The 25,002-nt window shown below is 70.5% G+C and carries 23 protein-coding genes; 11 read left to right on the plus strand and 12 right to left on the minus strand.

Features of this window, described 5'->3' with window-relative positions; all coding sequences use genetic code 11:
- Nucleotides 1-132 precede the first annotated feature (132 nt).
- The 5 genes from KCQ71_RS26415 to KCQ71_RS26435 are packed head-to-tail and all read left to right on the plus strand — an operon-like array spanning nucleotide 133 to nucleotide 5,465.
- Complete coding sequence (locus KCQ71_RS26415) at nucleotides 133-969, plus strand: IclR family transcriptional regulator (protein WP_223411663.1); 837 nt, start codon at nucleotides 133-135, stop codon at nucleotides 967-969.
- Nucleotides 966-2,318 carry an FAD-dependent oxidoreductase gene (locus KCQ71_RS26420; RefSeq protein WP_223411664.1) on the plus strand — a complete coding sequence of 451 codons (1,353 nt, stop codon included), beginning with the start codon at nucleotides 966-968 and terminating at the stop codon, nucleotides 2,316-2,318. The genes KCQ71_RS26415 and KCQ71_RS26420 overlap by 4 nt, the downstream gene beginning before the upstream one ends.
- A 50-nt stretch (nucleotides 2,319-2,368) precedes the next feature.
- Nucleotides 2,369-3,703: an ABC transporter substrate-binding protein gene (locus tag KCQ71_RS26425; protein ID WP_223411665.1), complete on the plus strand. Its 1,335-nt coding sequence runs from the start codon at nucleotides 2,369-2,371 to the stop codon at nucleotides 3,701-3,703.
- Complete coding sequence (locus KCQ71_RS26430; RefSeq protein WP_223411666.1) at nucleotides 3,700-4,641, plus strand: carbohydrate ABC transporter permease; 942 nt, start codon at nucleotides 3,700-3,702, stop codon at nucleotides 4,639-4,641. Before KCQ71_RS26425 ends, KCQ71_RS26430 begins: the two co-directional genes overlap by 4 nt.
- Entirely contained in the window at nucleotides 4,638-5,465 is an 828-nt protein-coding gene (locus KCQ71_RS26435) for a carbohydrate ABC transporter permease (RefSeq protein ID WP_223411667.1), read from the plus strand. The genes KCQ71_RS26430 and KCQ71_RS26435 overlap by 4 nt, the downstream gene beginning before the upstream one ends.
- 30 nt (nucleotides 5,466-5,495) lie before the next feature.
- Here KCQ71_RS26435 and KCQ71_RS26440 read toward each other — a convergent pair whose 3' ends face one another.
- On the minus strand, nucleotides 5,496-6,086 hold the full coding sequence (locus KCQ71_RS26440; RefSeq protein WP_223411668.1) for a TetR/AcrR family transcriptional regulator: 591 nt from the start codon (nucleotides 6,084-6,086) through the stop codon (nucleotides 5,496-5,498).
- Between the two features lie 83 nt (nucleotides 6,087-6,169).
- Between KCQ71_RS26440 and KCQ71_RS26445 the strand changes: the two genes are divergently transcribed.
- On the plus strand, nucleotides 6,170-6,610 hold the full coding sequence (locus tag KCQ71_RS26445) for an anthrone oxygenase family protein (protein ID WP_223411669.1): 441 nt from the start codon (nucleotides 6,170-6,172) through the stop codon (nucleotides 6,608-6,610).
- An 83-nt stretch (nucleotides 6,611-6,693) separates the two neighbouring features.
- On the opposite strand, the gene KCQ71_RS26450 is transcribed toward KCQ71_RS26445, so the two are convergent.
- The gene (locus KCQ71_RS26450) at nucleotides 6,694-8,655 is read right to left on the minus strand and encodes a right-handed parallel beta-helix repeat-containing protein (RefSeq protein WP_223411670.1); all 1,962 of its coding nucleotides are present in this window, start codon (nucleotides 8,653-8,655) and stop codon (nucleotides 6,694-6,696) included.
- A gap of 166 nt (nucleotides 8,656-8,821) precedes the next feature.
- Here KCQ71_RS26450 and KCQ71_RS26455 point away from each other — a divergent pair, with 166 nt between their 5' ends.
- Nucleotides 8,822-9,883 carry an acetylxylan esterase gene (locus KCQ71_RS26455; RefSeq protein WP_283248812.1) on the plus strand — a complete coding sequence of 354 codons (1,062 nt, stop codon included), beginning with the start codon at nucleotides 8,822-8,824 and terminating at the stop codon, nucleotides 9,881-9,883.
- On the opposite strand, the gene KCQ71_RS26460 is transcribed toward KCQ71_RS26455, so the two are convergent.
- The 8 genes from KCQ71_RS26460 to KCQ71_RS26495 form a co-directional block, all read right to left on the minus strand.
- Complete coding sequence (locus KCQ71_RS26460) at nucleotides 9,796-10,614, minus strand: IclR family transcriptional regulator (protein ID WP_223411671.1); 819 nt, start codon at nucleotides 10,612-10,614, stop codon at nucleotides 9,796-9,798. The two genes, KCQ71_RS26455 and KCQ71_RS26460, sit on opposite strands and share 88 nt — an antisense overlap.
- The gene (locus KCQ71_RS26465; RefSeq protein ID WP_223411672.1) at nucleotides 10,611-11,264 is read right to left on the minus strand and encodes a YesL family protein; all 654 of its coding nucleotides are present in this window, start codon (nucleotides 11,262-11,264) and stop codon (nucleotides 10,611-10,613) included. Before KCQ71_RS26465 ends, KCQ71_RS26460 begins: the two co-directional genes overlap by 4 nt.
- An 8-nt stretch (nucleotides 11,265-11,272) precedes the next feature.
- On the minus strand, nucleotides 11,273-13,321 hold the full coding sequence (locus tag KCQ71_RS26470) for a DUF4962 domain-containing protein (RefSeq protein WP_223411673.1): 2,049 nt from the start codon (nucleotides 13,319-13,321) through the stop codon (nucleotides 11,273-11,275).
- Complete coding sequence (locus tag KCQ71_RS27845; protein ID WP_223411674.1) at nucleotides 13,318-15,150, minus strand: heparinase II/III domain-containing protein; 1,833 nt, start codon at nucleotides 15,148-15,150, stop codon at nucleotides 13,318-13,320. Before KCQ71_RS27845 ends, KCQ71_RS26470 begins: the two co-directional genes overlap by 4 nt.
- Nucleotides 15,147-15,911 (minus strand): SDR family NAD(P)-dependent oxidoreductase, encoded by a 765-nt coding sequence (locus KCQ71_RS26480; RefSeq protein WP_223411675.1) that lies wholly within the window; start codon nucleotides 15,909-15,911, stop codon nucleotides 15,147-15,149. The genes KCQ71_RS27845 and KCQ71_RS26480 overlap by 4 nt, the downstream gene beginning before the upstream one ends.
- Before the next feature lie 76 nt (nucleotides 15,912-15,987).
- Nucleotides 15,988-16,947 carry a carbohydrate ABC transporter permease gene (locus KCQ71_RS26485; protein ID WP_223411676.1) on the minus strand — a complete coding sequence of 320 codons (960 nt, stop codon included), beginning with the start codon at nucleotides 16,945-16,947 and terminating at the stop codon, nucleotides 15,988-15,990.
- Nucleotides 16,944-17,981, minus strand: coding sequence for a carbohydrate ABC transporter permease (locus tag KCQ71_RS26490; protein WP_223411677.1), 1,038 nt, complete (start codon nucleotides 17,979-17,981; stop codon nucleotides 16,944-16,946). Before KCQ71_RS26490 ends, KCQ71_RS26485 begins: the two co-directional genes overlap by 4 nt.
- Nucleotides 17,982-18,110: 129 nt before the next feature.
- Nucleotides 18,111-19,421, minus strand: a complete 1,311-nt coding sequence (locus KCQ71_RS26495; protein WP_223411678.1) for an ABC transporter substrate-binding protein — start codon at nucleotides 19,419-19,421, stop codon at nucleotides 18,111-18,113.
- 375 nt (nucleotides 19,422-19,796) lie between these two features.
- Between KCQ71_RS26495 and KCQ71_RS26500 the strand changes: the two genes are divergently transcribed.
- The 4 genes from KCQ71_RS26500 (at nucleotide 19,797) to KCQ71_RS26515 (ending at nucleotide 23,140) form a co-directional block, all read left to right on the plus strand.
- Nucleotides 19,797-20,873, plus strand: a complete 1,077-nt coding sequence (locus tag KCQ71_RS26500; protein WP_223411679.1) for a LacI family DNA-binding transcriptional regulator — start codon at nucleotides 19,797-19,799, stop codon at nucleotides 20,871-20,873.
- A complete protein-coding gene (locus KCQ71_RS26505; protein WP_223411680.1) occupies nucleotides 20,870-21,829 on the plus strand; it encodes a mannonate dehydratase in 960 nt (319 codons plus the stop codon). The genes KCQ71_RS26500 and KCQ71_RS26505 overlap by 4 nt, the downstream gene beginning before the upstream one ends.
- 98 nt (nucleotides 21,830-21,927) lie before the next feature.
- Nucleotides 21,928-22,155, plus strand: coding sequence for a DUF6458 family protein (locus tag KCQ71_RS26510; RefSeq protein WP_223411681.1), 228 nt, complete (start codon nucleotides 21,928-21,930; stop codon nucleotides 22,153-22,155).
- A 49-nt stretch (nucleotides 22,156-22,204) separates the two neighbouring features.
- The gene (locus tag KCQ71_RS26515) at nucleotides 22,205-23,140 is read left to right on the plus strand and encodes an SDR family NAD(P)-dependent oxidoreductase (protein WP_223411682.1); all 936 of its coding nucleotides are present in this window, start codon (nucleotides 22,205-22,207) and stop codon (nucleotides 23,138-23,140) included.
- Here the strand turns inward: KCQ71_RS26515 and KCQ71_RS27145 are convergent.
- Both KCQ71_RS27145 and KCQ71_RS26525 read right to left on the minus strand, forming a co-directional pair.
- Nucleotides 23,137-24,243, minus strand: coding sequence for an enolase C-terminal domain-like protein (locus KCQ71_RS27145; RefSeq protein WP_223411683.1), 1,107 nt, complete (start codon nucleotides 24,241-24,243; stop codon nucleotides 23,137-23,139). The two genes, KCQ71_RS26515 and KCQ71_RS27145, sit on opposite strands and share 4 nt — an antisense overlap.
- A 46-nt stretch (nucleotides 24,244-24,289) precedes the next feature.
- Nucleotides 24,290-24,784 carry an SRPBCC family protein gene (locus tag KCQ71_RS26525; RefSeq protein WP_223411684.1) on the minus strand — a complete coding sequence of 165 codons (495 nt, stop codon included), beginning with the start codon at nucleotides 24,782-24,784 and terminating at the stop codon, nucleotides 24,290-24,292.
- Between the last annotated feature and the right edge of the window lie 218 nt (nucleotides 24,785-25,002).

The following is a 25,002-nucleotide window of genomic DNA, read 5'->3' on the forward strand; positions in this document are numbered from 1 at the left end:
GACATTGTCGAATGCTGTACGGCATTGCGATGTCATGACCGTATCGACAGTGGTTGAATCGTGTCAACGGTTGGTGCTAACGTCACCGCATTCTCGTAACTCGTTCGACTATCTCGCGTTGGAGTGGAAGACATGGCCGTCGACGACGAAGGGCCCACCCCCCAGGGCTCGCTGGTGCCACGCAGCTCGATCCAGGTGATTGACCGCACCGTGGCGCTGTTGCGCGCCATCGCTGGCGCCGGTGGAGGCGGGCTCTCCCTCAAGGACGTCACCACCGCAGTCGGGCTTCGGCCTTCCACCGGGCGGACCCTACTCAGCGCGCTGGCCACCCACGGCCTGGTCCGTCAGGCCGGGCCGGGCCGCAGCTACATGCTCGGCCCCACCTTCTTCGAGCTCAACCGGTCCTATGTGGCGCAGTCCGACCTCGCCTCGGTGGCCGCGCCGGTGCTACGCGAGCTGTGGCGCACGACGAACGAGACCGTGCACCTTTCGGTCCTCAAGGACAGCCTGCGGGTGGACCTCTCGGTCCTGGTCAGCCCGCAGCTGCTCAACATCAACCCGACCACGGCCACGTTCGAGGACGAGTCCAGTACGCCACCGTTCCGGACCGCGGCCGGCAAGGTCCTGTTCGCGGCGCTGCCGACCGAGCAACGCGATGCGATGCTCAAGTCGGCGCCTTGGCGCACCACCGGCAAGCCGACCCGCGCCGCACTCGAGAAGCTCGTGGGCGAGGTGCTCGCGCAGGGTTACGCCACGAACTACGAGGAAGACGCGCCAGGGGTGTGCGGAGTGGCGGCGCCGGTGCGCGATCACACCGGTCGGACGGTCGCGGCGCTGTGCATCGGTTACCCCTCGGTGCGGCACAGCGCAGGACACGACGAGACCCTGCGACGTGCGGTCGCCCGCGCCTCCGAGGAGCTCTCGGTCCTGCTCGGCGCCCCCACGAGCCAGACCCCGGAGGATTCATGACCACTCACTACGACGTCATCGTGATCGGCGGCGGGCCCGCCGGTTGCCCCGCAGCGATCCAGGCCGCCCGGCTCGGCGCCCGCACCCTGCTGGTGGAGAAGAACGGCGCTCTGGGCGGCACTACGACGGTGGCCGGTGTGGCGCTGCCCGGACTGTTCCACGCCTGGGGCCAGCAGATCATCGCCGGGATCGGCTGGGACATGGTGCGCCGATCGGTGGAGCTGACCGGCCGCGACCTGCCGGACTTCACCCAGTGGCAGCTACCCCACTTCAAGCTCCAGGTCCCGGTCAGCCCCGCGATCTACGCGTCCGTGATCGACGAGACCGTGATGGCCTCCGGCGCCGACCTGCTGCTGCACACCATGGTGGCGCGGGTGGCCCGCACGGAGACCGGCTGGGATGTGACCCTGTGCACCAAAGAGGGTCTGGTGGAGGTCACCACCGCGATGTTGGTGGACGCCACCGGGGACGCGGACGTGGTGGCGCACGCCGGGTTGCGCCGGCACGCCAACACCCACCGCCAGCCGGGCACGATCATGGTCCGCTTCGGCGGCTACCAGACCGAGGGCCTGGACTACGACGCCCTCAACGCCGCCTACGACCGGGCCATCGCCGCCGGCGAGCTGCAGCCGGGCGACCTGCACGACTTCACGAACCCGATGCGCAAGTTCCTGCGCAACCACGGTGAGAACGCCATCCACGTGCCCGGTATCGAGGGCGGTACGTCCGCCGCGAAGACGGCCGCCGAGCTCGCCGGACGCCGCACCCTGTTGCGCGTGTACACGTTCCTGCGTTCGCTGCCCGGGCTGGAGGGCCTGACGGTGGACCGCTGGGCCATCGAGACCGGCGTCCGGGAGACGTACACGATCGACGGCCTGACCCGGGTCACCGCCGTCGACTACACCAGTGGGCGGCTCTGGGACGACGCGGTCAGCTACAGCTTCTACCCGATCGACGTGCACTCCCACGACGGCGACGGCATCGACATCCGGCCGCTGACGTTCGGCACGTTCCCCACCATCCCTCGCGGCGCCATGATCCCTCGAGGGAGCACGAATCTGGTGGTGGCCGGCCGGGCGATCGCGGGCGACCAGGAAGCCAACTCCGCCTACCGGGTGCAGGCCTCCTGCATGGCGATGGGTCAGGCGGCCGGGGCCATCACGGCCCTCGCCGCCCGGACCGGTGCCGCCGCCGCGGACGTGCCCATCGAAGACGTTCGCGCCGCCCTGCGCGCCCACGGCGCCATCGTGCCCGGCGACCCCGGCGCACCCCGTACCGAGCCCGAGCCCGAGCCCGACTCGACCCACCCGACCGAACCTGCCGCGACCGGCCACCCGCGCCGCGCCTGACCCGACAAACACCCCCACCCCACGCCAGACCCTCGAAGGAGAGGCCCATCATGTCCCCCATCACCTCGGAAACGCGCTTCACCCCGTCCCGTCGCGCCCTGCTCCTCGGCGGCGCCGGGTTCGGCGCCCTCACGCTCGCCGGGTGCGGCGGTTTCGTGAACGACGACGACGGAGACCCGGGTGAGCAGTCCGGGTCCGGCGACGGCGGTGGCACCGTCACCGCGTACCTGTCCACCGAGCAGAACACCGGCATCGAACCGCTCGTGGAACCGTTCACCGCCGACAGCGGCGTCGAGCTCGACATCACGTCCGTGGCCGTGCCGGACATGAACCAGCAGCTGGCCGTGCAACTCTCGTCCGGGACCGCGGCGGACATCTTCCGGGTCTCGCCCGGGTACTCCTCCAACGTGGCTGCCGGTGTGCTCGGCAGCGGCGGGGACCTGCTCGACCTCTCCGACGCTGCCTGGGCCGCGAACATCGACGACGGCACCCGGGCCCTCTCGGACGTCGACGGCAAGACGTTCGCGTTCCCGGTCGCTCGGAACTCACTCGTCATGGCCTACAACCTCGCTGTCTTCGACGAGCTGGGCCTCGAGCCCCCGACCACCTGGACCGAGCTCCTCGACGTCAGCCAGGCCCTGACCGACTCCGGCCGGACCGCGATCTCGCACGGATTGTCCGGCGGCGCGATCTACCTGCAGTTCTACGTGTACATCCTGGCCGGGACCCTGCTGTACGGGCCGAACCCCGATCTCGACGCCCAGATGCGCGCCGGGGAGACCAGCTTCACCGATGAGCCCGGCTGGACCGAGGTGTTCACGAAGTACCTGGAACTGCGGGACCGTGGCTACTTCACGGAGGGCGCGCTCGGGGTCTCGCCCGACCAGGCCATGCAGGACCTGGCCACCGGCGCCGCCGGAATGACCGTGCTCACCAACTCGGGCCTGCCCGCCCTGTATGAGTACTCCGAGACCGGCGCCGAGGCGTTCTCCATCCTCGCGATGCCCGCCGGCGACGACGCCGACGCCACCCTGATGCCGACCGCGCCGGACTTCCTGGCCGTCAACGCGGCGGCCACCAACCCCGACGGCACCCGCGCCCTCCTGGAGTTCCTCGCCGAACCCGCGAACGTGGAGACCTACGCGAACACGCTTGCGGTGCTGCCCGGTCTGGACGTCGGAGTCCAGGTCGACAACCCTGCGCTCGAGCCGGTGCTGCCGCTCGTCGAGGCGGGAAGGACCGTCTCCTATGCGAACTACCTGTGGCCGAACGGGGACGTGCAGCAGACCATGCTGCAGTCCGGGCAGCAGCTCTACGCGGACGAGATCACCATCGCCGACCTCCTGGCCCAGATGGACGCCGAGTACGCGAAGGGCACGCCGTGACCTCAGCCGTGACCACGGCGACGTCACCGCGCACGACCGGACCGACGCCGTCGGGCAGGAAGGGGCGACTGACCCCGGGCGGGGTGCCGTACGCACTCCTGCTGCCCGCGTTCGTCCTCTACGCCATGGTGGTGCTCTACCCGACGCTGTCCGGGGCGGTGTACGCGTTCACCGACTGGACCGGGCGCGCCGACGGCACGAACTTCATCGGCTGGGCCAACTTTGTGGAGATCTTCTCCGACGTGGCAGCCCGCTCGGCGTTGCGGAACTCGCTGATCATCGCCGTGTCGGTGACGGTGGTGCAGACGCTCGTCGGGCTGGCGCTGGCGCTGGCGCTGCACACGTCGCTGGTGACCAGGAACGTGCTGCGCACGCTGTTCTTCGCGCCCGCCCTGCTGCCGCCGGTGATCATCGCGTTCCTGTGGACGTTCATCCTCACGCCGCAGGGGCCGCTGAACAGGGTCCTGCGCGGGCTGGGGCTGGACTTCCTCGCGCAGAACTGGCTCGGTGACTCCTCGCTGGCGCTGTGGACCGTGATCGGCGTGGTGATCTGGCAGAGCGCCGGGCTGACCATGGTGATCTACCTGGCCGGGCTGCAGGGGATCCCCACCGAGCTCAACGAGTCCGCCGCCCTGGACGGAGCGTCGTGGTGGCAGCGCACCCGCCTGGTCACGGTGCCGCTGCTCATCCCCGCGACCACCGTCGCGATGTCACTGACCCTGATCAGCAGCCTGAAGCTGTTCGACCAGGTGTTCGCGATGACCGGCGGCGGGCCCGGCTACGCCACCGAGACGCTGTCCGTGATCATGTACAAGGAGGCCTTCGTGTCCGGCCGGTTCGGCTACTCCACCGCGATCGCCCTGGTGCTCACGATGATCGTGTTCGCCTTCACCATGGTCCAGCTCGGCGCCCTGCGACGATTCGACGTGGACCGATGACCCGGCGGTTCGGGGCGGCCAGGCTTGGCCGCGAGGCGCTCATGGTGCTCGTCGCGTGCGCGTTCATCTTCCCGTTCTATGTGTTCTTCACCGTCTCGATGAAGACGCAGGCCGAGGTGGCCTCGAGCCCGCTCGGGCTTCCGACCACGCTGAACCTGGACAACTTCGCCACCGCCTGGGACCGCGGAGACCTGGGCGAGGCGTACCTCAACTCGATCGTCGTGGTCGCCCTCAGCGTGCTCATCCTGGTGGGCTTCGGTTCCATGGCCGCCTACACGCTGGCCCGGCGGCTGAGCCGGCTCAGCACCGTGGCCTACCTGGTGTTCCTGGTCGGGCTGATGATCCCACTGCAGCTCGGCATGGTGCCGTTGTACCAGTTCATGAACTCGGCGAACCTGCTCGGCACCTGGACCGCGCTGATCCTGTTCGAAGCCGGACACCAGCTACCGTTCACGATCTTCCTCTACGCAGGGTTCATCCGGGCACTGCCCCGCGAGTACGAGGAGGCCGCCCGGGTCGACGGCGCCGGTCCGGTCACGATGTTCCGCAAGATCGTGTTCCCGCTGCTGCGCCCGATCACCGGCACCGTCGTGATCCTCACCGGGATCACCACCTGGAACGACTTCCTCACCCCGCTGCTCTACGTGGGCGGCAGCAGCCAGCAGACCCTACCGGTGGCGATCTACGCGTTCCGCGGCGAGTTCGCCACGGACTGGGGGGTGCTGTTCGCCGGCATGGCGATCGCGATCATCCCGCTGCTGATCGTCTACTTCTTCCTGCAGAAGTACTTCATCATCGGGTTCGCGAGCGGGATCAAGGGCTGACCGAGCGAGCTCATCACCGGCGTCGGGCCGTCAGTCCACGAAGTGACGGACGAGCTCGGCGACGCGACGCTCCTGGTTCCCGGGCGAGAACCGGGCCGCCCGCTCCAGTGTCGCCACGCCGTGCACCGCCCCCCACAGCACCTCGGCCGCCGTCTCCAGGTCCGCCGGCGGCCGGTCGAGTCCACGGAGCGCGGCGACGATCGCCTCGAACGCATCCCGCAGCGGGCGTGGTGTGTCCGCGGAGGCGAACGGCACGCCGATCGGCAGGCGGAACATCGCCTCGTACGTAGCCGGATGACGGTCGGCGAAGTCCAGGTAGGACGTGACGAGCGCGCGCACACACTCCGCGCCGGGCCGAGCCCGGTCGGGTGCGGTCGTCGCGACCATCGCTCCCGCGAGTTCGACCATGCCGTCGAGCGCCACGGCGGTGACGATCTGGGACCTGCCCTCGGGGAAGTGCGAGTAGAGCACGGGCTGGCTGTACCCGATCGCGTCCGAGAGCCGTCGCGTCGTCACCGCTTCCCAGCCCTGCTCCTCCGCGAGCGCTCGAGCCGCGGCGACGATCCGCTTCTCCCGCTCCGCGAGCCGACGTGCCTTGTGCGCGGCTGCCGGTGTGGTCATGACTCAATACTAGCGCTGCTAGGTTTCTCCTGCTACGTTTTCTAGCATTGCTAGATTTTTGCTCACAGACAGAGGAGATTGACATGGACTGGTTGCCGATCGTCGCAGTGGTGGTCACGGGGGTGATGGTCGGGGTCGAGGCGTCGGTGGCCTTCGTCATCAACCCGATCGTCGACCGGCTGCCGGAGAACGCCGGGCTCCTGGCACGAGCCGACGGAGGTCGGATGCTCGGGCGGCTCATGCCGTTCTGGTACTTCGGATCGCTCCTGCTCACAGCCGCGGCGGCCATGCTGCTTCCCGAGGCAGCCATCGCGGCCTGGATCGCGGCCGGCCTGCTGGTGCTGAGCGTGCTGATGTCCGTCACCCTGCTGGTGCCCATCAACAACCGGTCGAAGAACTGGACGCCCGAGACGGCGCCGGCCGACTGGCGCGAACAAGTAGGGCGCTGGGACGCCCTTCACTACGTGCGCGTCGCCATCATCGTCGCGGCGTTCACGCTGCTGACCGTCGCGGTCGCCGCCTGAGGGCGGGTGGTCGGCCCGGCCGGTCCCCCGACCACCCGGGTCGGGTGACCGGGGCCGGTCTCGCCGACCACCCGCCGCGACGCTCAACCGCCGATCACCTCCGCGCCGTCGGCGATGACCAGGTCCTCGCCACGGTTGCCGGCGATCACGTTGGCCCGCAGCTCGATCCCGGCGCCGGCGTCGATGCGGACGCCGTTCGCGTTGCCGGTCACGACGTTGGCCTCGATGAGCACGTCGGTGGGGTCACCGGCGGCGTGACCGTCGTCGCCCGGGTCCGGGACCAGTCGGATCCCCCAGAACCCCTCGGCCCGGTTCCCGGTGATCGTGTTCGCCCGGACCACGGTCCCCGGCGCGTTGCGGAGCTCGATCCCGGAGCGTGCCGGCGCGAACTGGCCGGCGACGATGACGTTGTGCTCGATCAGGGTCGTCGGCGAGCCGAGCATCACGATCACGGCCTCCCGGTTGCCCCGCAGGGTGTTGTGGTGGACCCAGTTGCCCGGCCCGGAGGCGTCGTGCTGGGTGGCGCCGCCGCCGGTGTTGCCGAGGGCGATGCCCGCGGCCCTTCCACCGGTGACCGTGTTCCGGCTGATCTCGTTGAGGTACTCGTCCTCGCCGTGCAGGTCGATCGCGTCGAGCACGCCACCGGTGATCGTGTTGCCGGTGATCAGGTTGTTGTGGGTGTAGTACTGCAGCAGTATCGCGTGCCTGAGATACCTGCCGTCGAAGGTGTTGCCGGTGATCAGGTTGTGCCGGGAGTCGTCGTCGTAGGCGTACCGGTCCTCGCCCGGAGCCCCCTGGATCGCGATCCCGTACCCTGCGCCGCCGCCGCCCACGGAGGTCGCGTTCGCGATGTGGCTGCCCCGGACGGTCACGTCCCTGCTGCGTTCGATCCGGATCGCGATCCGCTGGAAACGCTCCACGGTGACGTTCTCGACCAGCACTCGTTCGCTGCCGTCGGGCCCCTGGTGGGCGAGGTAGATGCCGTAGGTGGGGCCGCCTCCGATGGTGTTGTCCTTGGAGTCGTCGCTGAACGGTCCGTCGAACGTGGAGGTGATGGTCAGCTCGGCGATGACAACGTCGTGGATGCCGTAACCGCGGAGCACCTTCCCCGCGGAGGTCGCCTCCGTGAGCGCCGAGCGCAGGATGGTGACGTCGGCGCCGGAACCGATCAGGTGCACCCCGGAGCGCAGCACCACGTGCGTGGTCGGGTCGGCGGGGTCGGTGCTGATCAGGTCATAGGTCCCCGGTGGCAGGAGCACGGTGTCCCCCGGCGCGGCCGCCGCGAGCGCGGCACGAAGGGCGACGGCGTCGTCACCGGTGTCGGCTGCCGGATCGGCGCCGTAGTCGCGGACGTCGAGCGTGGCTCCGTTCGCGGGTGCGGGCTCGGCGACGGCGTACGGGGTGCCGTCCGGCGTCACGAGCCCCGGCGCCGTCCACGGCTCGGCGTCCGGATCCGGCCCGGGCAGCAGGTCGGAGAGGTCGTCGACGATGGCGCCGTCGGGGTTCGGTAGGTACGCCCGGAGTTCGGTCACGCTGTTCCAGCCGCTCGCGGTGTTGCCGTGCCCGACGTAGCGCAGGTACCGGGCGGCGAGCCCGGTGTCGGGCGCCACCCCCAGTTCCACGGGCTCGAAGTTCAATGAGGCGCCGGAGCTCTCGCCGCCGGCCAGCGCGGTCTCCCAGACTTCGCCGTCGGTCGACACCTCGATGTCGAAGTAGGACTGGCGCCGGTCGCCCTGATGCCACGCGATCCCGAGGTAGCCGACCTGCTGGACGCCGCCGAGGTCGATGGTGAGCCATTGCGGATCGGCCCCATCGACGCTCTGTGCGGACCACCGGGTGGTCGGGTCCCCGTCCACCGCGCTCTCGGGGAGGTTGCCGTCGCTGCCAGAGGCGGTCACGGCGACCACCTCGTGGTGGGCCGGGACCTGATCCGCGGTCGCTGGGAGCGCGGTCGCGAGGGCGCCGACCATGGCCAGGCCCACGGCGGCCGCCAGGGTTCGGGCGGGTACCGGACGGCGCCGTCCGTCTCGTCGAGTGAAGTTCATGATGCCGACGTAAGCGTGGCCCGGCCGAGGGTGTCAACGGTTTCCCCACTGACGGAAATCCGGCGGATTTCCGCCAGCCGGAAAGGTCTTGTGCGCTGCTGGACCGCAGCCGTAGCGTGCTGCACACCGTCGCTCCGCGGCCCGAGACGAGGAGTGACGCTCACGCATGTACGTCGACATGTCCCTGGACCGCCTCGTCGAGTATCGCCCGACCCCCGAGGAGCCAGCCGACTTCGACGCGTTCTGGGAGCGCACCCTCGCCGAGTCCCCGGCCGGCCTGGCCGGCTACGAGCCGGTCGACGTCGGCCTGAGCACGGTGGACGTGTTCGACGTGACGTTCCCCGGCTACGCGGGTCAGCCGATCAAGGCCTGGCTGCTGCTCCCCCGGCACCGTCGGGAGCCACTGCCGGGCGTGGTGCAGTACATCGGCTACAACGGCGGGCGCGGCATCCCGTTCGAGTGGCTCACCTGGAGCGCCGCCGGGTACGCCCACCTGATCATGGACAACCGCGGTCAGGGTGGGGGCGGCAAGACGGTCGCGCACACCCCGGACCTCAACCCCGAGGGCCACGGGTCGTCCGCGCCGGGGTTCCTGACCAATGGCATCGAGGACCCCGAGCGGCACTTCTACCGCCGCCTGATCACCGATGCCGTGCGCGCCGTCGATGCGCTGAAGGGCGCGCCGGGGGTCGACGGCACCAGGGTCGCCGTACTCGGCGGCAGCCAGGGCGGCGGGCTCGCGCTCGCGGTGGCCGGGCTGCGGGACGACCTGTCCGCGGCGATCGTGGACGTGCCGTTCATGTGTCACTACCGGCGTGCGTCCACGATCACCGACAACGGCCCCTATGCCGAGATCCGGCGCTGGCTCAGTGGACACCGGGACCGCATCGACGCGGCGATGCGCACTCTCTCCTACCTCGACGGCGTGAACTTCGCCGCCCGCGCCACCTGCCCGGCCTGGTTCTCGGTGGGGTTGATGGACAACATCTGCCCGCCGTCCACCGTCTACGCGGCCTATCACCGGTACGCCGGCCCGGCTGACATCACGGTGTACCACTACAACGGGCACGAGGGAGGCGGAGCGTACGGCGTCCCGCGCGCGCTGGCCGCCCTCGGCGAGACCTTCGGGCTCGCGGCCGATCAGTCCGGCGCACCGGCGGTGTCAGCTCCGGACGAGGTCAGCGCGATCCCGATGGCGGTGCCTGCGCGGACCACCGCCAGCGCCTGAGCGGCGATGGTGGGTCGCTCCAGAGCGGCATCCGGGCCGGACACGCTCAAGCCGCCGCAGACCTCCCCGTCCGGGCCGCGGAGCGCCACCCCGATGCACCGGATGCCCTCCTCGTTCTCCCCGTTGTCGAACGCCCAGCCCCGCTCGCGGGTCTGGCTCAGATCGACCAGGAGCCGGGCGCGGGAGACCAGCGTGTGCCGGGTGCGGGCGTGCACTGGACGCTCGGCGAGGATCCGCACCGCTCGCTCGGGCGCCATCGTCGCCAGGTACGCCTTGCCGATCGCGGTCGCGTGCAGGTCGAGCTCGAGGCCCACGTAGGAACCGAGCAGATAGGACCCGGGCGCCTCCACCTTGGCGACGTACACCAGGCCGGCGTCGCGCACCGCGGCCAGGTGCACGGTCAGGCCGGTCGCCTCACGCAGGCGCAGCAGGTGCGGGGTCAGATCGCACCGCGCCGGGTCCAGCCCACCGCCGGTCCCGCCGGCCGGCCGCCGCAGGCTCACCATGCCGTCCTGTCGAGGGCCCGGGTGGTAGCGCCGGTCGGCATCCTGGACCACCCACCCGCCGGCCACGAGTTCGGCCAGGATCCGGTGCGCGGTGCCGTAGCTGAGCCCGGTGGTCGCGCAGATGTCGGTGAGCCGGTGATTCGTGAGCACCGCCTCGAGCACCCTCAGCCCCTTGGCGAGCGCGGACGCGCTCGCCTGCTCGGGACCCGGGTGCGCGACGGTCATCGGCGGTCGGCCTCCGGCCCGGTGCCGCCACCTCGTTCGGTTCCGTCGCCCTGGCCGAGCGAGACGTGCGCCAGGTAGACGGGAACTGAGAGCCCCAGGAACGGCACGATCGTCGGCAGCAGCCCGCACGTGAAGCCGAACGCGGCGACGATCGCGAGGAGCGTGAGGGCTCGCACCGGGCGGCGTGCCACCAGGTAGCCGGACTCCGCCAACCACTGCTTCACGCCGGCGTCCCGGGACCGGTGCGCCGCGACCGGCAACCCGAGGAGCAGCAGCGTGACGGCAGCGCCGACGACCGCAGTCGCCGGCGCGAGGACGAGCGCGAGCGGATCCGGACCTGCCTCGAGGCGGGCGAGCAGGAACGTCGCGTTCACCACGAGCAGGGCCACGACCACGGCGCCCGCAGCCCCGAGCGGCAGGGTCCGCCGCCAGGTCGCGGCGAACTCGCGGAAGGTGCCCGTGAACACCGCGTCATCACCCTCGCGCAGCCAGGCCCCGTAGGCTCGCCCGAGCGCGATCACGGCGGGCACCGCGGTGAGCACCGGGAGCGCCAGGATGAACGCGGCCACCCCGCCGAGCGCAAGATTCGCGGGGTAGGCCATCGCGGCGAGGAGTCGCTGCTCCCAGCCCCGACGCCGGCGTGTGGTCACCGCGCTCATCATTCCTGCCTCGCCGGCTCTACGAGCACCGCACCGGCGGGGCGCGTCGTGTCCGCTTCACCGTGCTCGGTGCGCCACCCGGCGAACCCCTCGCCCGTGGCCGCCGCACCCTCTCCTGCCACCGCGGCGCCGTCCAGTGCGAGCAGGACCCGCTCGGTGATGCCGTCGGCCGAGATCTCCACGCTGACCACTCGGCCGTCGATCTGCGCCCGGACCCGGGCACCGCCGTCGACGGACCACGGCCGGGGTTCGAGCACGCTCACGAACGTGGCCTCGTGGGCAGGACCGGTGGTTCGTCGCAACGTGTGCTGGACCTTCTCGATCGCCAGCGACGGCGTCGACGAGGTCGGGTTCGCGTGGATCGGCGTGGGCACCACGTCGGTTCGCGCATCCGTGGGCGCGATCGTGTGGATGGCGAGCGCGCCCCGGCCGGCCTCCGCACGCCAGAGCTCGGGGCTGCCGTCGGTGCCGGCGCCCACCGGCGCCGCCGGGTTGTCGGTCTGGAGCAGCCAGGTCCACTCGCGTGGGGCATCCGCCGCCAGGTCGTCCACCAGCACGAGGACCCCGCCCGGGGTGAGCACCAGGTGTCGCCGGACCCGCCGCACCTCGAGCGCCCGGTCGTACATGGCAGCGACCTCACTGACCGCGTGGGTCCAGCCCGATCCGAGCGTCGTGGTCACGATCCGCGCCGTGTACTCGCGGTCCAGGTCCTTGTAGACGTGGTAGCGGTCCTCGTTCACGTAGCCGTTCCCGTCCACGAGGACTGCATTGTGGTGCGCGGTGCGCTTGCGGGAGGAGTACCCCTCGTCCACGGCCAGGTAGGAACCCTGGCCGAGCAGCACGAACGTGCCCGAGTCCGGGTGGTGGTGCCCGGCGTTCAGGGTCACCCAGCCGCGATGCTCGAGCAGATCGTGGGAGGTGTCCCAGGCCTTGTGGCCACCACCCGGGGATGCCTTGAACGAGACCAGCGTCGCGTCCTCGGCCCACGAGGTCCGGCCCACCACGAGACCGAGGTCGGGGAAGTGCCGGCTCGTCGGCAGGCCGTCGGGCGCCACCGGCGCAACGCTCGGGTCGTACCAGAGGAACTCCTGGTACGCCTCGGCCCTGATCCCGGGGCGAACCCCGCTCTCGTACGCCTCCCGCCAGAGGAACCGTTCGGTGACCTGTTCGGCCAGCCACTGCGCCTGGCCGATCCCGTACTCCGATGCCAGCTTGTAGTACATGGCGACCGGGTGCCCGCTGCGCCGGTCGTGGCAGTCGCCGTGGTCGACGATCCGTTCCAGGTCCGGTGCCGCCTGGTAGAGGCGGTACCAGAACGTCTCGCGCAGGTGGTCGCTGCGGCCGAACCAGTCGAGCCCTTCCGCGGACCGCAGGACGTCGAGGTAGCTGACCAGCCAGGGTTCGCCGTAGCGCCAGTAGACGACGCCCTCGGAGTTGGAGCCGTCCGCGGGAAGCATGTCCAGGACCTGGTCGAAGTTCGCCTTCGCCCGCTCGGTCCAGTCCCGGGCCGCCGGGTGCTCTGCGGTGACGGCGTATCCGGCCGTCGCGAGCCCGGCGTAACAGATCCAGTTGTGGTTCTGCCAGTACGACGAGGACCACCAGCGCCCCTCGGTGGAGACGGCGTAGGTGTACATCCGCGCACCCTGGAGGATCAGCTTGTCCCGGAGGGCGGTCCGCTCGTCCTGCGTCAGGGCGAACCCGGCCCACGAGTACGCGAGCCCGAGCCCGTGCAGGAGCCAGCCCGCGTCCAGGTCGTGGTCGGGCATGTGCGCCTTGCCCCAGTGCGCGAAGCCCACCGGTACCGCGAGCCAGCGGCGCAGCTCGGTGAGGTAGTGGGTCTGCCCGGTGATCCGGTACGCGAGCGCCAGGTTCGCGGCCGCCGCACCGAGGTAGGTGATCGAGGCGCTCGGGTGCTCCGTGGGCAGCACCTCGCTGCGGTAGCGCTCGCACTCCTCGAGCAGCCGGCGGAACTGGCCCGCACGCGCGCCGTGTGCCTCGCCGCGGAGCAGGTCCTCGCGCCCGTCGAGGAGCAGGGTGGGGGATGTCATCGGGTCACCTCGTAGGTCGTTCGGGTACCGTCGGCGGCGCCCACGTCGACCGTGAGGCGCCCGTCGGTCTGGTCGATCGTGAGTACGTCCGGAGCGGTTCCGACCGAGTACACGGACACGAACGTGACGTCCGCCCCGTGGGCGCTCCAGTCCGCGACGTGGACGAGCCGGGACGGGTCGTCGGACGGGCCCCGGCCCGGGCCGAGCACGATCTCTGCCGGCGCGGTCGCGGCATGCAGGCCGTGCAGCACCGGCGGTTGCGACGGACCGTGCGCCACCGGCCGGTCCGGATCGGCGCCGCCGGTGTCGGCGGCCCAGCGCGACCGCCAGCCGCCGTCGGCGGCCCACACCGTCAGCGCCACCGCGGGACGCAACGCGAGAGTCACGTCCCGGGCCGCGCCGTCGAGGGTCTCGGCCCGCATCACGTCGATGAGGCATCCGTCGGCGAGGATCACCTCGCGTCGCAACCGGACGCCGTCGATCGCCGTGTCGGTCTGCGCGGCGGCGCGGGTGCGGTCTCCGCTCACCTCCCAGGCCGTCACGACGGCGGAGCTCTCGTTCTGGTCGGCGTCGTCCACCCGGACGGTGGGGTGCGCGAGCGTCCGGGCGTAGTGCCCGCGGCGCAGGGCGCTGCCGTAGGGCGGCACCCCGGGCGCGGGCTGCCAGGCGACGTCGGCGCCGTAGAGGTACAGGGCCAGCTTGTCGAGGTGCCCGTGGGAGCCGCCGTGCGGGCCGGCGTCGACGATCGCCTGGATGGATTCCGTGGCGTCCCGCAGGACGAGGTATCCGGCGTCTGCGAAGTGCACCGAGGCCCGGTCGGCGGTCAGCGCCGGCAGCGGGTCGCCGTCGAACCAGGGCGCGAGCGTGTCCTCGAGCCCGTCGTACCTGCCGCCCAACCGCCGTCGGGCATGCGCGGCGACGCGGTCGAGGCCGCTCTCGCGCCACAGGCCGCCGGCGAGCGCCGCGATCTCGAGAACCTCGAGGTGGACTCCGTCACGGTCGTACGGACCGTCGTGGAGCATCGGAAGCGTGCCGTCGGGGGTGGCGAGGCCGCTGAGCACGGCGACCATGGCGGCGAGCCTGGCGACCGCGGCCGCCGGCAGGTCGGCGGGCCGCGTGCCGCGCAGGTTGAGGAGGTAGGCGCGCAGTACGAACAGGTGGTAGTAGGTGGATCCCTCCCACTCCCAACCGTCCGCGGCGACCGCCAGCTCCAGGTGCTCGAACGTGCGCGTCACCCAGGTGCCGATGTCAGCGGGCCGGCCGAGCACCTCGAGCGCCCGGTTCAGCATGCCGCCGGCGGCGTCGAGCCAGGCGGTGTAGTTGCTGCCCGGCTCGCCCCGATCGACCACGAGGATCTCGCGCGCCGCGGCGACGGTCGTCAGCAGGCCCTCGACCAGCTCCACGACGTCCGTGCTCATGGGTGCGTCGGGCCCGAGGGTGACGATCGCGTCGGCGAGCTGCACGGCCCAGATGGCCTCGGTCAGGGCCTGGGCGAACAGCCGCCCGCGCAGCATCCACGGCTCGGCCCGGTCGCTCCAGTCCCCCGCGAGATCACGATGCACCCGGGCGAACCCTCGGATGATCCGGGTCGCCTCGTCACGGTCGGCGTCCCGACGGTCCGCCAGGTACCGGTGGGCCGCGAGACGCGCCGCCCGAGCCTTGCCCTGGTGGTCGAGCACGGTCCACGCGGAGGCGTAGGGCTCCCCCCGCAGGCGGCAACCGTGCGGACAGGGGTGGGTCTCGCCGTCGGCCGGTAGGAGCTCCGTGCCGTGGGTGGGGCACACGTAGTTGTGCCACCACCCACCGCGCGCGCCGAGGATGTCGGTCACCGGAAGTTCGTTCCTCCGTTGATGTCCACGACCTGGCCGGTCACGTAGGACGAGAGGTCCGAGGCCAGGAACACCGCGACCCCGGCGACGTCGTCCACGGTGCCGGCCCGCTTCAGCGGCACCCCGGCGACGATCGCGGCCTGGGCCTCGGGTGGGCTGAACGTGTTGTGGAAGGCGGTGTCGCCGATGAATCCGGGGGCGAGCGTGTTCACCGTGATGGCGTCCGGCGCGAGCTCCTTGGCCAGTCCGCGACCGAAGCCGACGACGGCGCCCTTCGAGGCCGCGTAGGCCACCGATCCGGCACCGCCGCCGTTCTCCGCGGCAAGGGAGGACATCAGGATGACCCGGCCGGCGGTCGAGTCCCGCAGGTACCCGATCGCGGCGCGGGTGGTGAAGAAGGTGCTGCTCACGTTGACGGCACCCACCTGCTCCCACAGTTCGTCGCTCATGTCCGCGATCGGGGACCTGGCCACGAGGTGCCCGGCGTTGTTGACCAGGATGTCCAGGCCGCCGAGTTCGCCGGCGGCCTGTTCCACGACCGCCTTGGCCTGGACCGCCTCGGTGAGGTCGCCCCCGATGGCGAGGGACCGGCGGCCCAGGTGGGTGAGGCTCTCCGCGACGCGCTCGGCTCCCTCCTTGCTGTGTGCGTAGTGGACGGCGACGTCGGCACCGGCCACTCCGAGCGCGTGGGCGATGGCGGCGCCGATCCCGGCACCACCCCCGGTGACGAGGGCGCGGCGTCCGGTGAGGTCGATCTGCATGCTGGTTCCTTCTCCTTCGGTGGGCCCAGGAAGGGCCGGTTCGTTGCTCGGTCGTGGTGGCGCCGGGCCTGCGCCGCTACTTGATGCCCGCGTTCGCGAATCCCTGGACGAAGTACTTCTGACAGAACAGGAACAGCAGCACCATCGGCACGGTGGCCAGGGTGGTGCCGGCCATCAGATAGCCCCAGGCGGTGCCCTCGAGCTGCTGGAACACGGCGAGGCCGACCTGGATGACGCGCAGGTTGTCGCTCGTGGTCACCAGCAGCGGCCAGAGGAAGTTGTTCCAGCTGTCCTGGAAGGTGAGCAGGCCGACGGTGGCGAGCGCGGGCTTGACCAGCGGCGTGTAGATCTGCGCGAAGATCCGGTACTCGCCGAGGCCGTCGAGCCGGGCGGCCTCCTCGAGCTCCTTGGGCAGGGACAGGTAGAACTGCCGGAACAAGAAGATCGCCGAGGCGCTCAGGCCGCCCGGGATGATCAGGGCCCACCAGCTGTTCAGCCAGCCGGTGCCACCCTGACCGAGGATGTCGTTGCCGCCGAACAGCGGCATGAACCGGACGATCAGGAACTGCGGCACGATCTTGGAGTACGTCGGGATCATGAGCATCGCGACGATGCCCATGAAGATCCACTCCCGACCCCGGAACGGGATCCGGGCGAGTGCGTATCCGGCCATCGAGGCGAACACCAGTGTGATCGCGGTGTGGCTGAAGGCGATGATGAAGCTGTTCCGGAAGTAGATGTGGAACGGTGCCGCCGCGAGGGCCTCGGGGTAGTTCTCCCAGCGCCACTCCTGTGGCCAGAACGTCGGCGGGAACAGCGCCAGCTCGGCCGGGCTCTTCAGCGAGGTGAAGATCATCCACAGGAACGGGACGATCATCGTGAACGCACCCACGAGCAGGAAGAGGTTCAGCAGGCTCCGGGTCGCGAAGCGCCGGCGGTCGCGTGCCCTGCGGTCCCGGCGGTTGCTCGCCGACGGGCGCGACGGTGGGAGGTCCGGGGCCGACGTCGCGGCCATTGCGGGGGTGGACGTGCTCATTCCTCATCACCTCGAGTGGCGCGGCGGCTGATCAGGGTCATCACGAGCAGGAACGCGAACAGCAGAACGGACTGCGCGCAGGCCAGACCCATCCGGAAGTCCTGGAACGCGGCCCGGTACACCTCGTAGGTCATCATCGTGGTGGCATTCGCCGGTCCCCCGTCGGTCAGGACGTAGACCTGGTCGAAGACCTGGAAGGCGCCGATGATCGAGATGACGAACACGAAGAACGTCGCGGGCTTGAGCATCGGCAGAGTGATCGCGAAGAACTTGCGGACCGCGGAGGCACCGTCAAGGGAGGCCGCCTCGTAGAGGTTCTCGTCGATGTTCTGCAACGCGGCGATGTAGATGAGCATCTTCATTCCGATGCCCTGCCAGACGCCCACCAGGATCACCGCCCACAGGGCCCACTCGGGATCGACCAGCCAGGCCTGCCCGGGGATACCGACGACCGCGAGGATCCCGTTGACCAGGCCTGTCTGCGGGTTGAACATCCAGAGCCAGACCATGGCGATCGCGACGGTCGCGGTGACCTGAGGCAGGAAGAATGCGGCTCGGTACCAGTTCTGGAGCCGAAGCTTCTGGTTCAGCATGACCGCGATCACGACGGCGATCGCCATCGAGACCGGGACGGTCCAGAACGTGTAGACGATCGTGTTCCAGGTGGCCTTGCGGAACGCCGGGTCGTTGATGATCTCGATGTAGTTGTCCAGGCCGATCCAGGCCGGGGCGTCGAACACGCTGTAGTCGGTCAGGCTCAGCGCGAAGGTCGCGATGACCGGGATCAGGGTCCACAGCCCGATGTGCGCGATCGTCGGGGCGACCATCAGCCACCCGGCGCGCCGGGTCTTGCGACCGGACCTCGACGGCGTGACCCGGGGAGGGCGGCGACGGCTGCCGCGCAGGCGGCCGGTCAGTGCGGCCATCGGGCCGGTCGCCGCGGGCGTCGCCTCGGCCGTCAGTGCGGTCCCGGTGCCGTCCGCGGCGGCCAGCACCACGGCTCCTCCGGCCGGGTTGTGCTGTGGTGCGCTCATCATCACGTCCTTGTCGAATGTCGCTTCGCCCGCACCCGGGCGAGAAGTCGATCGGCATCGCCCTGTTGCTACCGCAGGTGCGATCCAGCCGGCCCGGCCGGCCGTTCAGCCGGCCGGGCCGAGCCGGCGCTATCGGTCGATCGCCGCCTGCGCACCGGCGGCCAGTGTGTCCAGCGCCTCCTGTGGCGTCTGCTGCTGCAGCAGCGCGGCCTCGATCGCAGGCTTGATGTCGCCGCGGATCTCCAGCCAGGCGGGCGGGCCACCCTCACGCTGGGCGACGTCCAGGTTCTCCATGGCGAACTGGACCATCACGTTGCCCTGCACGTAGTCACTGTCGAGCAGCTCGGTCAGGGCCGGCACGTTGCCTCGCTGCTCGTTCGCGGCGAGGGCAGCGTCGGGGCTGGCAAGGAACTCGGTGAGGGCCTGCGCCGCCTCCGGGTGGTCCGAACCGGCCGCGACGGACGCCATGGTCCCGCCGAAGAACATCCCGGGCACCTCACCCGGGATCGTGAACGGCTGCAGGTGCTCCATCACGTCCGGCGCGGCCTCCTCGGCCTGGGTCCAGAGACTGTTGTGGGCGATGCCCATGGCCGCTCGACCGTTCAGGAGCGGGTTCACCTCGGCGTCGGTGCTCGTGAATCCGATGTCCTCCACGCCGTCGGTGTTGACGAGATCGACGAGGAACTGCAGGGTCTCGACGCCCTCCGGCGAGTTGAACGTGGGCTCGGTGAAGTCCTCGTTGAACAGGGAGCCGCCGGAGGAGAAGAACATGGTCTCGAAGCCCTGGCGAAGGTCCGTGGACATGATGTCGAACCCGGTCCGTTGCAGGGTGCCGGAGGCGTCCCGCTCGGTGAGCGCGATGGCCATCTCCCGCAGTTCCTCCCAGGAGGTCGGGGTGTGGTCATAGCCGGCCTCGGCGAGCAGGTCCATGCGGGCCACGCCGACACGGGTGTCGAGCATGATCGGCAGCGCGTACACGCTTTCCTCCCACATGCCTGCCTCGACGATCTGGGGGGCGTAGTCCTCCTCGAGGTCGGCCTGGGTGTATCCGGCGTCCTCGGACAGGTTGGCGAGGATCCCACGGTCGGCAAAGCCCTCGATCCAGCCGACGCCCATCATCATGACGTCCGGGATGAGGCCGGAGGCCACGGCCGTGGTCAGCTTCTCGTTGAGCTGCCCGTACGTGGTGTAGTCCACGGTCACGGTGACGTCCGGGTACTGCTCGTAGAACTGCGGGAGCAACTCGTCCTCGAGGAGGCGCTGCCCCTCGGTGCCCTCGTAGATCGGGGTGAGCAGCGTGATGTCGCCGCTCACCTCGCCTGGGGCGGCGTCGCCACCGCCACCGGCGTCACCGCCGGCGGAGCAGGCGCCGAGGGTCAGGGCAAGGGCAGCGGTCAGGCCGGCAGCGCCGCGCCGCGTGCGACTCGTTCTGGAACTCATGCGTGGTTTCCCTTCGAGGGTGCATGTGACATCGGGGGTTGAGCTCGATCGGTGCGGACGTCGTCGGCAGGCGTTCGACAACGGCGTCGGGTTTTCTCCATCGGGACGATCGGACTTCGGTATCCGACCTTCCGGTGTATCGATGCACTGACACTAGATACAAGTTCGCCGGAGAGTCAAGTGATGATTTGCAACACATATTTGACGAGCGCATCGGGCCGACGTTGCACCGTCACGCCCGGATCCGTGGCAGGATGGTGCACCGATGCATCGCGGTACCACCGTTGGAACACCGCGGTACCCGCCGGTGGAAGAGGGCGATCTGGGCCTGCTTTCCCAGCCGCGCAGTACGCGAGAACCTTGAGGATGGGGACGATGGGACAAGTCACGATTCAGCAGGTGGCACGGGCCGCCGGGGTCTCGCCCAGCACTGTCTCGAACCTGCTCAACGGGCGGATCGAACGCATGCTGCCGGCCACGAAGGATCGCATCGACGCGGCCATCGCCGAGCTCGGGTACCGGCCGAACCGGGCGGCGCGCCAGTTGCGCACCGGGCGGACCCGCACGCTGGGCCTGGTGGTGCCCTCGGTGGGCAACCCGTTCTGGGGGGCGTTCGCACGTGAGCTCGAGTCCGCTGCCCTGGCCCAGGGGTACAACCTGCTCCTGTGCAACAGTGAGCGCGACCCTGAGCGCGAGCGCCGGTACGTCGAGGAACTCTGGGAGGACGGCGTGCGCGGCATGGTGCTGTGCACGTCCCTGCCCTCACTGGCCCACCTCGCCCCGACGATCGAGCGCGGGCTGCATCTGGTCACGTTCGACCGGCCGGCCCAGCCGGACGACCCGGCCTCGGTCGTCAGCATCAGCATCAACAACCCGATGGGCGGCTATCTGGCCGCGTCGCACCTGATCGAGCTGGGCCACCGACGCCTGGCGTTCATCTCGGGATCGCTACGAAGCGTCAACCGCACCGCCCGCTATCGCGGGTTCTGCTCGGCCCTGGAGGCAGCGGGGATCGACGTCGACGACATGCCCTCGTGGCCCGGCATGGACGCGGTGCCGTTCGGCGACGTCGAGGCCGCCGAGGTGGGCCGTCGCGCGGCGCACGAGCTGTTCTCCCGCGCGGACCGGCCGACCGCCGTGGTCGCGATCAACGACATGACCGCGCTGGGGGTCTGCCGAGGGCTCCGCGACCTCGACCTGAGGGTTGGCAAGGACGTCTCCGTGGTCGGCTTCGATGACATCGTCCTGGCAGACCTGTACGACCCACCCCTGACCACGATCCGTCAGCCCATCGCGGAGATGGCACGGCTGGCCGTCGAGGAGATCATCGCGAGCGAGACCCGGTCCGACACCGAAGCCGGCCGGTCGGTCCTGCTCCGACCCGAGCTCGTGGTGCGCGCCTCGACTGCCCCGCCCGCCGCCGCGGGGACCGAGGCCGAGATCTCCGCGTGAGGCTCGCGCACCGCATCTCGGCCGACATCAGCGACGCCGACCTCCGGTACCTGCGGCAGCTCGGCCTGGAGTGGGCTCGCGTCGAGTTCGGGGACGCCGATCCCGGCGTCGACTCCGTGGCCGCCGTGCAGCGCCGGTTCGCCGAGCACGGCATGACGATCGTCTCCGCGGTGCACCACGCGTACCGCTCGCTGGACATCCAGCTCGGGCGACCCGGACGCGATCACGCCATCGAGACCTACCGGACGTTCCTGGCGAGCCTCGGTGCAATCGGCATCGGGGTGGCCGACTACGACTTCCACCCGGGGAACACCTACTCCACCGGCGAGGTCCGACGAGGACGCGGCTACCTGGCCCGGCGCTTCGACCTGGCCGACTTCCGCGCCCGCGTGGAGCAGGTTCGGTTCGGCCGGCACTACGACGCGGACGAGATCTGGGCCGCGTACGCCTACTTCTTCGAGGCGGCCCTTCCCGCGGCCGAGGCAGCGGACGTGGTGCTCGCCCTCCATCCCGACGACCCGCCGATCCCCATGATGAACGGCGTCGCGAAGCTGTTCACCCATGCCGACGGCTACCGGCGGGCCGAGGATCTGGCCGCCGGGAGCGGACACTGGGGCTTGACCTTCTGCGTGGGCACCTGGGCCGAGGGCGGCGCGGCCATGGGCGCGGACGTGTTCGCGATGATCGAGGACTACGGTCGGCGGGGCCTGATCGCGGACGTGCACCTGCGTAACGTCACCGGGCCGCTGCCGGCCTTCGAGGAGACCCTGCCGGACGAGGGCTACCTGGATCTGGCTCGGGTCGTGCGGGCCCTGCACGAGGTCGGCTTCGACGGGCCGGTGGTGCCCGACCACATCCCCCGACTCGACGGGGATGACGGCATCATGCGTGCCGGCACCGCGCACAGCCTCGCGTACCTCCGCGGCCTCATCGACGCCGTCACGGCGTCCGGCTGAGCGGAGCGGCACCGCCACTGTCGACATGCGGCGAGACCGGTCCGCGGGCACCATGGGAACGGCACCGGCCACTCGGTCGGGCCGGAGGGAGATCAGACATGGGCATCGGTGGAGGCATCTTCCTGATCGTGCTCGGCGCGATCCTCAGTTTCGCGGTGCGCGACAGTTGGGACGTCGTGGACCTGACCATGATCGGCTACATCTGCATGGCGGCCGGGGTGATCGCCCTGATCGTCGCGCTGGTCATGAACCGGCAACGCACCAACACCTCCCACACGGTGGTCGAGCGCCGTGAGGGACCGCCCCCGGTCGAGCCGCCGCGCTGATCCCGCATCCACGCCACCGGTCCTCGGATCCCGACCCCGACGCTGGTCGATGCAGCCTGCGAGGGCGGACACCGTGGCGACCTACGTGATGACCGGCGGCAGTTCCGGCTTCGGTGCTCTCACCGCGGCAACGCTGGCCGGCACCCCGAAGACACGAGTCATCATCGGGGCACGCTCGCCCGTGGACCCGGCCGACTCCCTGGACGTGACCGGGCTCGATTCGGTACGCGCCTTCGCGACCTCGGTGCGCGAGCGCCTCGGCGGCTCCCGGATCGACGGCCTGCTGCTGAACGCCGGCGGGATCCGGTCGGACGCCGACGGCCGCACCACCGACGGCTACGAGACCACGTTCGTCCTGAACCACCTCGGGCACTACCTGCTCGCCCGGCTCCTGCTCCCGGTCCTGGCCGCGGGCGCGCGCATCGTGCTCACCACGAGCGGCACCCACGACCCCGCCACGAAGGCGAGTCTCGCCGTCCCCCGCCATGCCGATGCCGGTCTGCTCGCCCACCCGGAGCGCGACCCCGACCGGGACGCGAAGCCGCGGAGGGCCGGTCAGCGCGCCTACACCGCGGCCAAACTCTGCGCGATCCTGACCGCCCGGTCCCTGCGGGCCCGACCGGAGGTCCGCGAGCGCACCGCCACGGTGATCGCCTTCGACCCGGGCCAGGTGTTCGGCACCGGACTCGTCCGCGACCTTCCGGCACCGATGCGGGTGGCGTGGGCGGTGCTCGGCACCGGAGTGGGTGCGCCGTTGCGCCGGTTCCAGCCGACCCTGAACTCGGCCGCAGCCGCCGGGCAGGCACTGACCGACCTCGCCGACGGCAGCCGGCGCGCCCCGGACGAGCGCGGTTACGCCGCGCTGCGCTCGGGCCACCTCACCTGGATCGACCCTTCGAGCCTCGCCGTCCGGGACGACCTCGCCGAGGCGCTCTGGGCCGACAGTGCGCAACTCGTCGGGCTCGACGGCGGAGCGTCCGGTTAGCGCGGCGGTGTCACCGGGTGCGTGGTTGCGGTGAGCTCCAGGCCGAATCCCGGCGCTTCCGGGACGGTGAGCACGCCCTCGAGGAGGTCATAGCCGCTCGCGTCGAGGCCGTCGCTCACCCCGGGGACGCCCTCGACCGTGCGCACCGACCCGAGGCCCGCCGCCATCTGGGCGGCGTAGTACGTCTTGATCGGCAGGCCCCACGCGTGCGGGGAGGCGGCGGCGCCCGACGCCCGGACCGCCGGCATCACCCGCCGCCAGTCCGTGAGGCCGAACGAGACGACGTCCATGAGCAGGACGTCGATGAGCCCGGCTCCGGCGAGCTCGAGCACCTGTGCCTCGTCGGGCTCGAACTCGCCGTCCGCGATCAGGGTCGATGAGCCGCTCTCACGCAGGAAGTCACGGACCAGCCGCAGGCCCTCGGCGTCCTCGTGGAAGGGTTCCTCGAGCCAGTAGAGGTCGCAGTCGGCGACGGCCCGCAGGTACCGGATGGTCTCGAGCGGGCTGAAGCCGTTGTTCGCGTCGACCAGGATCCGCGCGTCCGGGTAGGCCTCGCGGACGGCGCGGGTGACCTCGACGTCCCGCGCGAAGCCGGCCTCGGCGTCCATCCAGCGGTGACCGCGACCGATCTTCAGCTTGAACGCCCGGTAGCCGGCGTCCCGGTCCGACGCACAGTTCTCGAGCACCGCGCTCACGCCGCGCGGGACGTCGTCGGGATCGAGATCATCGAAGTAGATGGCACCGGAGTAGCACGGCACCGACGTCTCGCCGCGACCGCCGAGGAGTTCGTGGACGGGCACGCCCGCATCCTTGGCCACCAGGTCATGGAGTGCGAAGTCGAGCGCCGACGCCCGCGGATCGATGACGCCGATGCTCGGGTCGAACAAGGTCCCGACCTCCGCGCCCACCAGCGCGGCGAGCCCGCCGAGGCCCCCGCTCCCGACGAGGCCCCACCCACTCGACCCGCCGTCCGTGCGGAGCTGGACGGCGGTTGCCGTCGGCCCGGAACCGTGGCTGCCCAGGCGAGCGTTGCGCCCGATCGTGCGCGGGTAGCGGGTGACGAGCTCGGCGGTCTCGATCGCGGCGATGCGTTGGGATGGCACGGCGCCGAGCGTACCGGCCACCCCCAGCGGCCGGCACGCGCCCCGGTCACCCGGCCCGGAACCGCTCCAGCCACTCCTCGTGCGCCTCCGGCTCGCCGTCGGGGTTCGTGCCCGGCATCCCGGTGCCCGTGACGAGCAGCGTGCGCAGGCTTCGCTCGATGAAGTGCTGCCACGCCGTGGCGCAGACGTCGTAACACTCCTCGCCGGGGTTCAGGCCGACGTGGGTGAACGTCACGTCGGTGCCGTCACCACGGGCGGCCAGGTCGAAGTGGATCTCGGTGTCGTCCCACTCCCGCTCGTCGGCGACGAACGTCAGGCGGCTGTCCAGCACCCGCCAGACGATCCGCTCGCCCGGCACCAGCTCGGTGACGCGGAACTTCGAGTAGTGGATGCCTGGGACCTCGTAGACGAACTCCGCTCCGACGGCGTCGGCCCGTCCCTCGATAGCGCCCCACCAGGCGCCCACATCGTTGATCTCGGCGAACACGTCCCCGGCTGCGCGAGCGACGGAGATGGTCGTCGTGTAGTCCCGCTCGGTCATCGTTACCTCCATTGGTCGATGCCCGCGCCCAGTGCGCTTGCATCACGCAAGCGACGATAGATCCGCACGGTTGCATCATGCAAGCCCTGGACTAGTGCCGCGTGTCGTTAGTTCTTGAACGCTTTGGTTCTTGAAATGATGGGGGCATGGCGAATCGTCCTGCCCCGGCCTTGGAGTTGCGTGATGGTGACCGGGAGAAGTTGGAGTCCTGGCTGCGG

This window comes from Occultella gossypii (genome assembly GCF_019947135.1).
GTDB lineage: Bacteria > Actinomycetota > Actinomycetes > Actinomycetales > Beutenbergiaceae > Occultella > Occultella gossypii.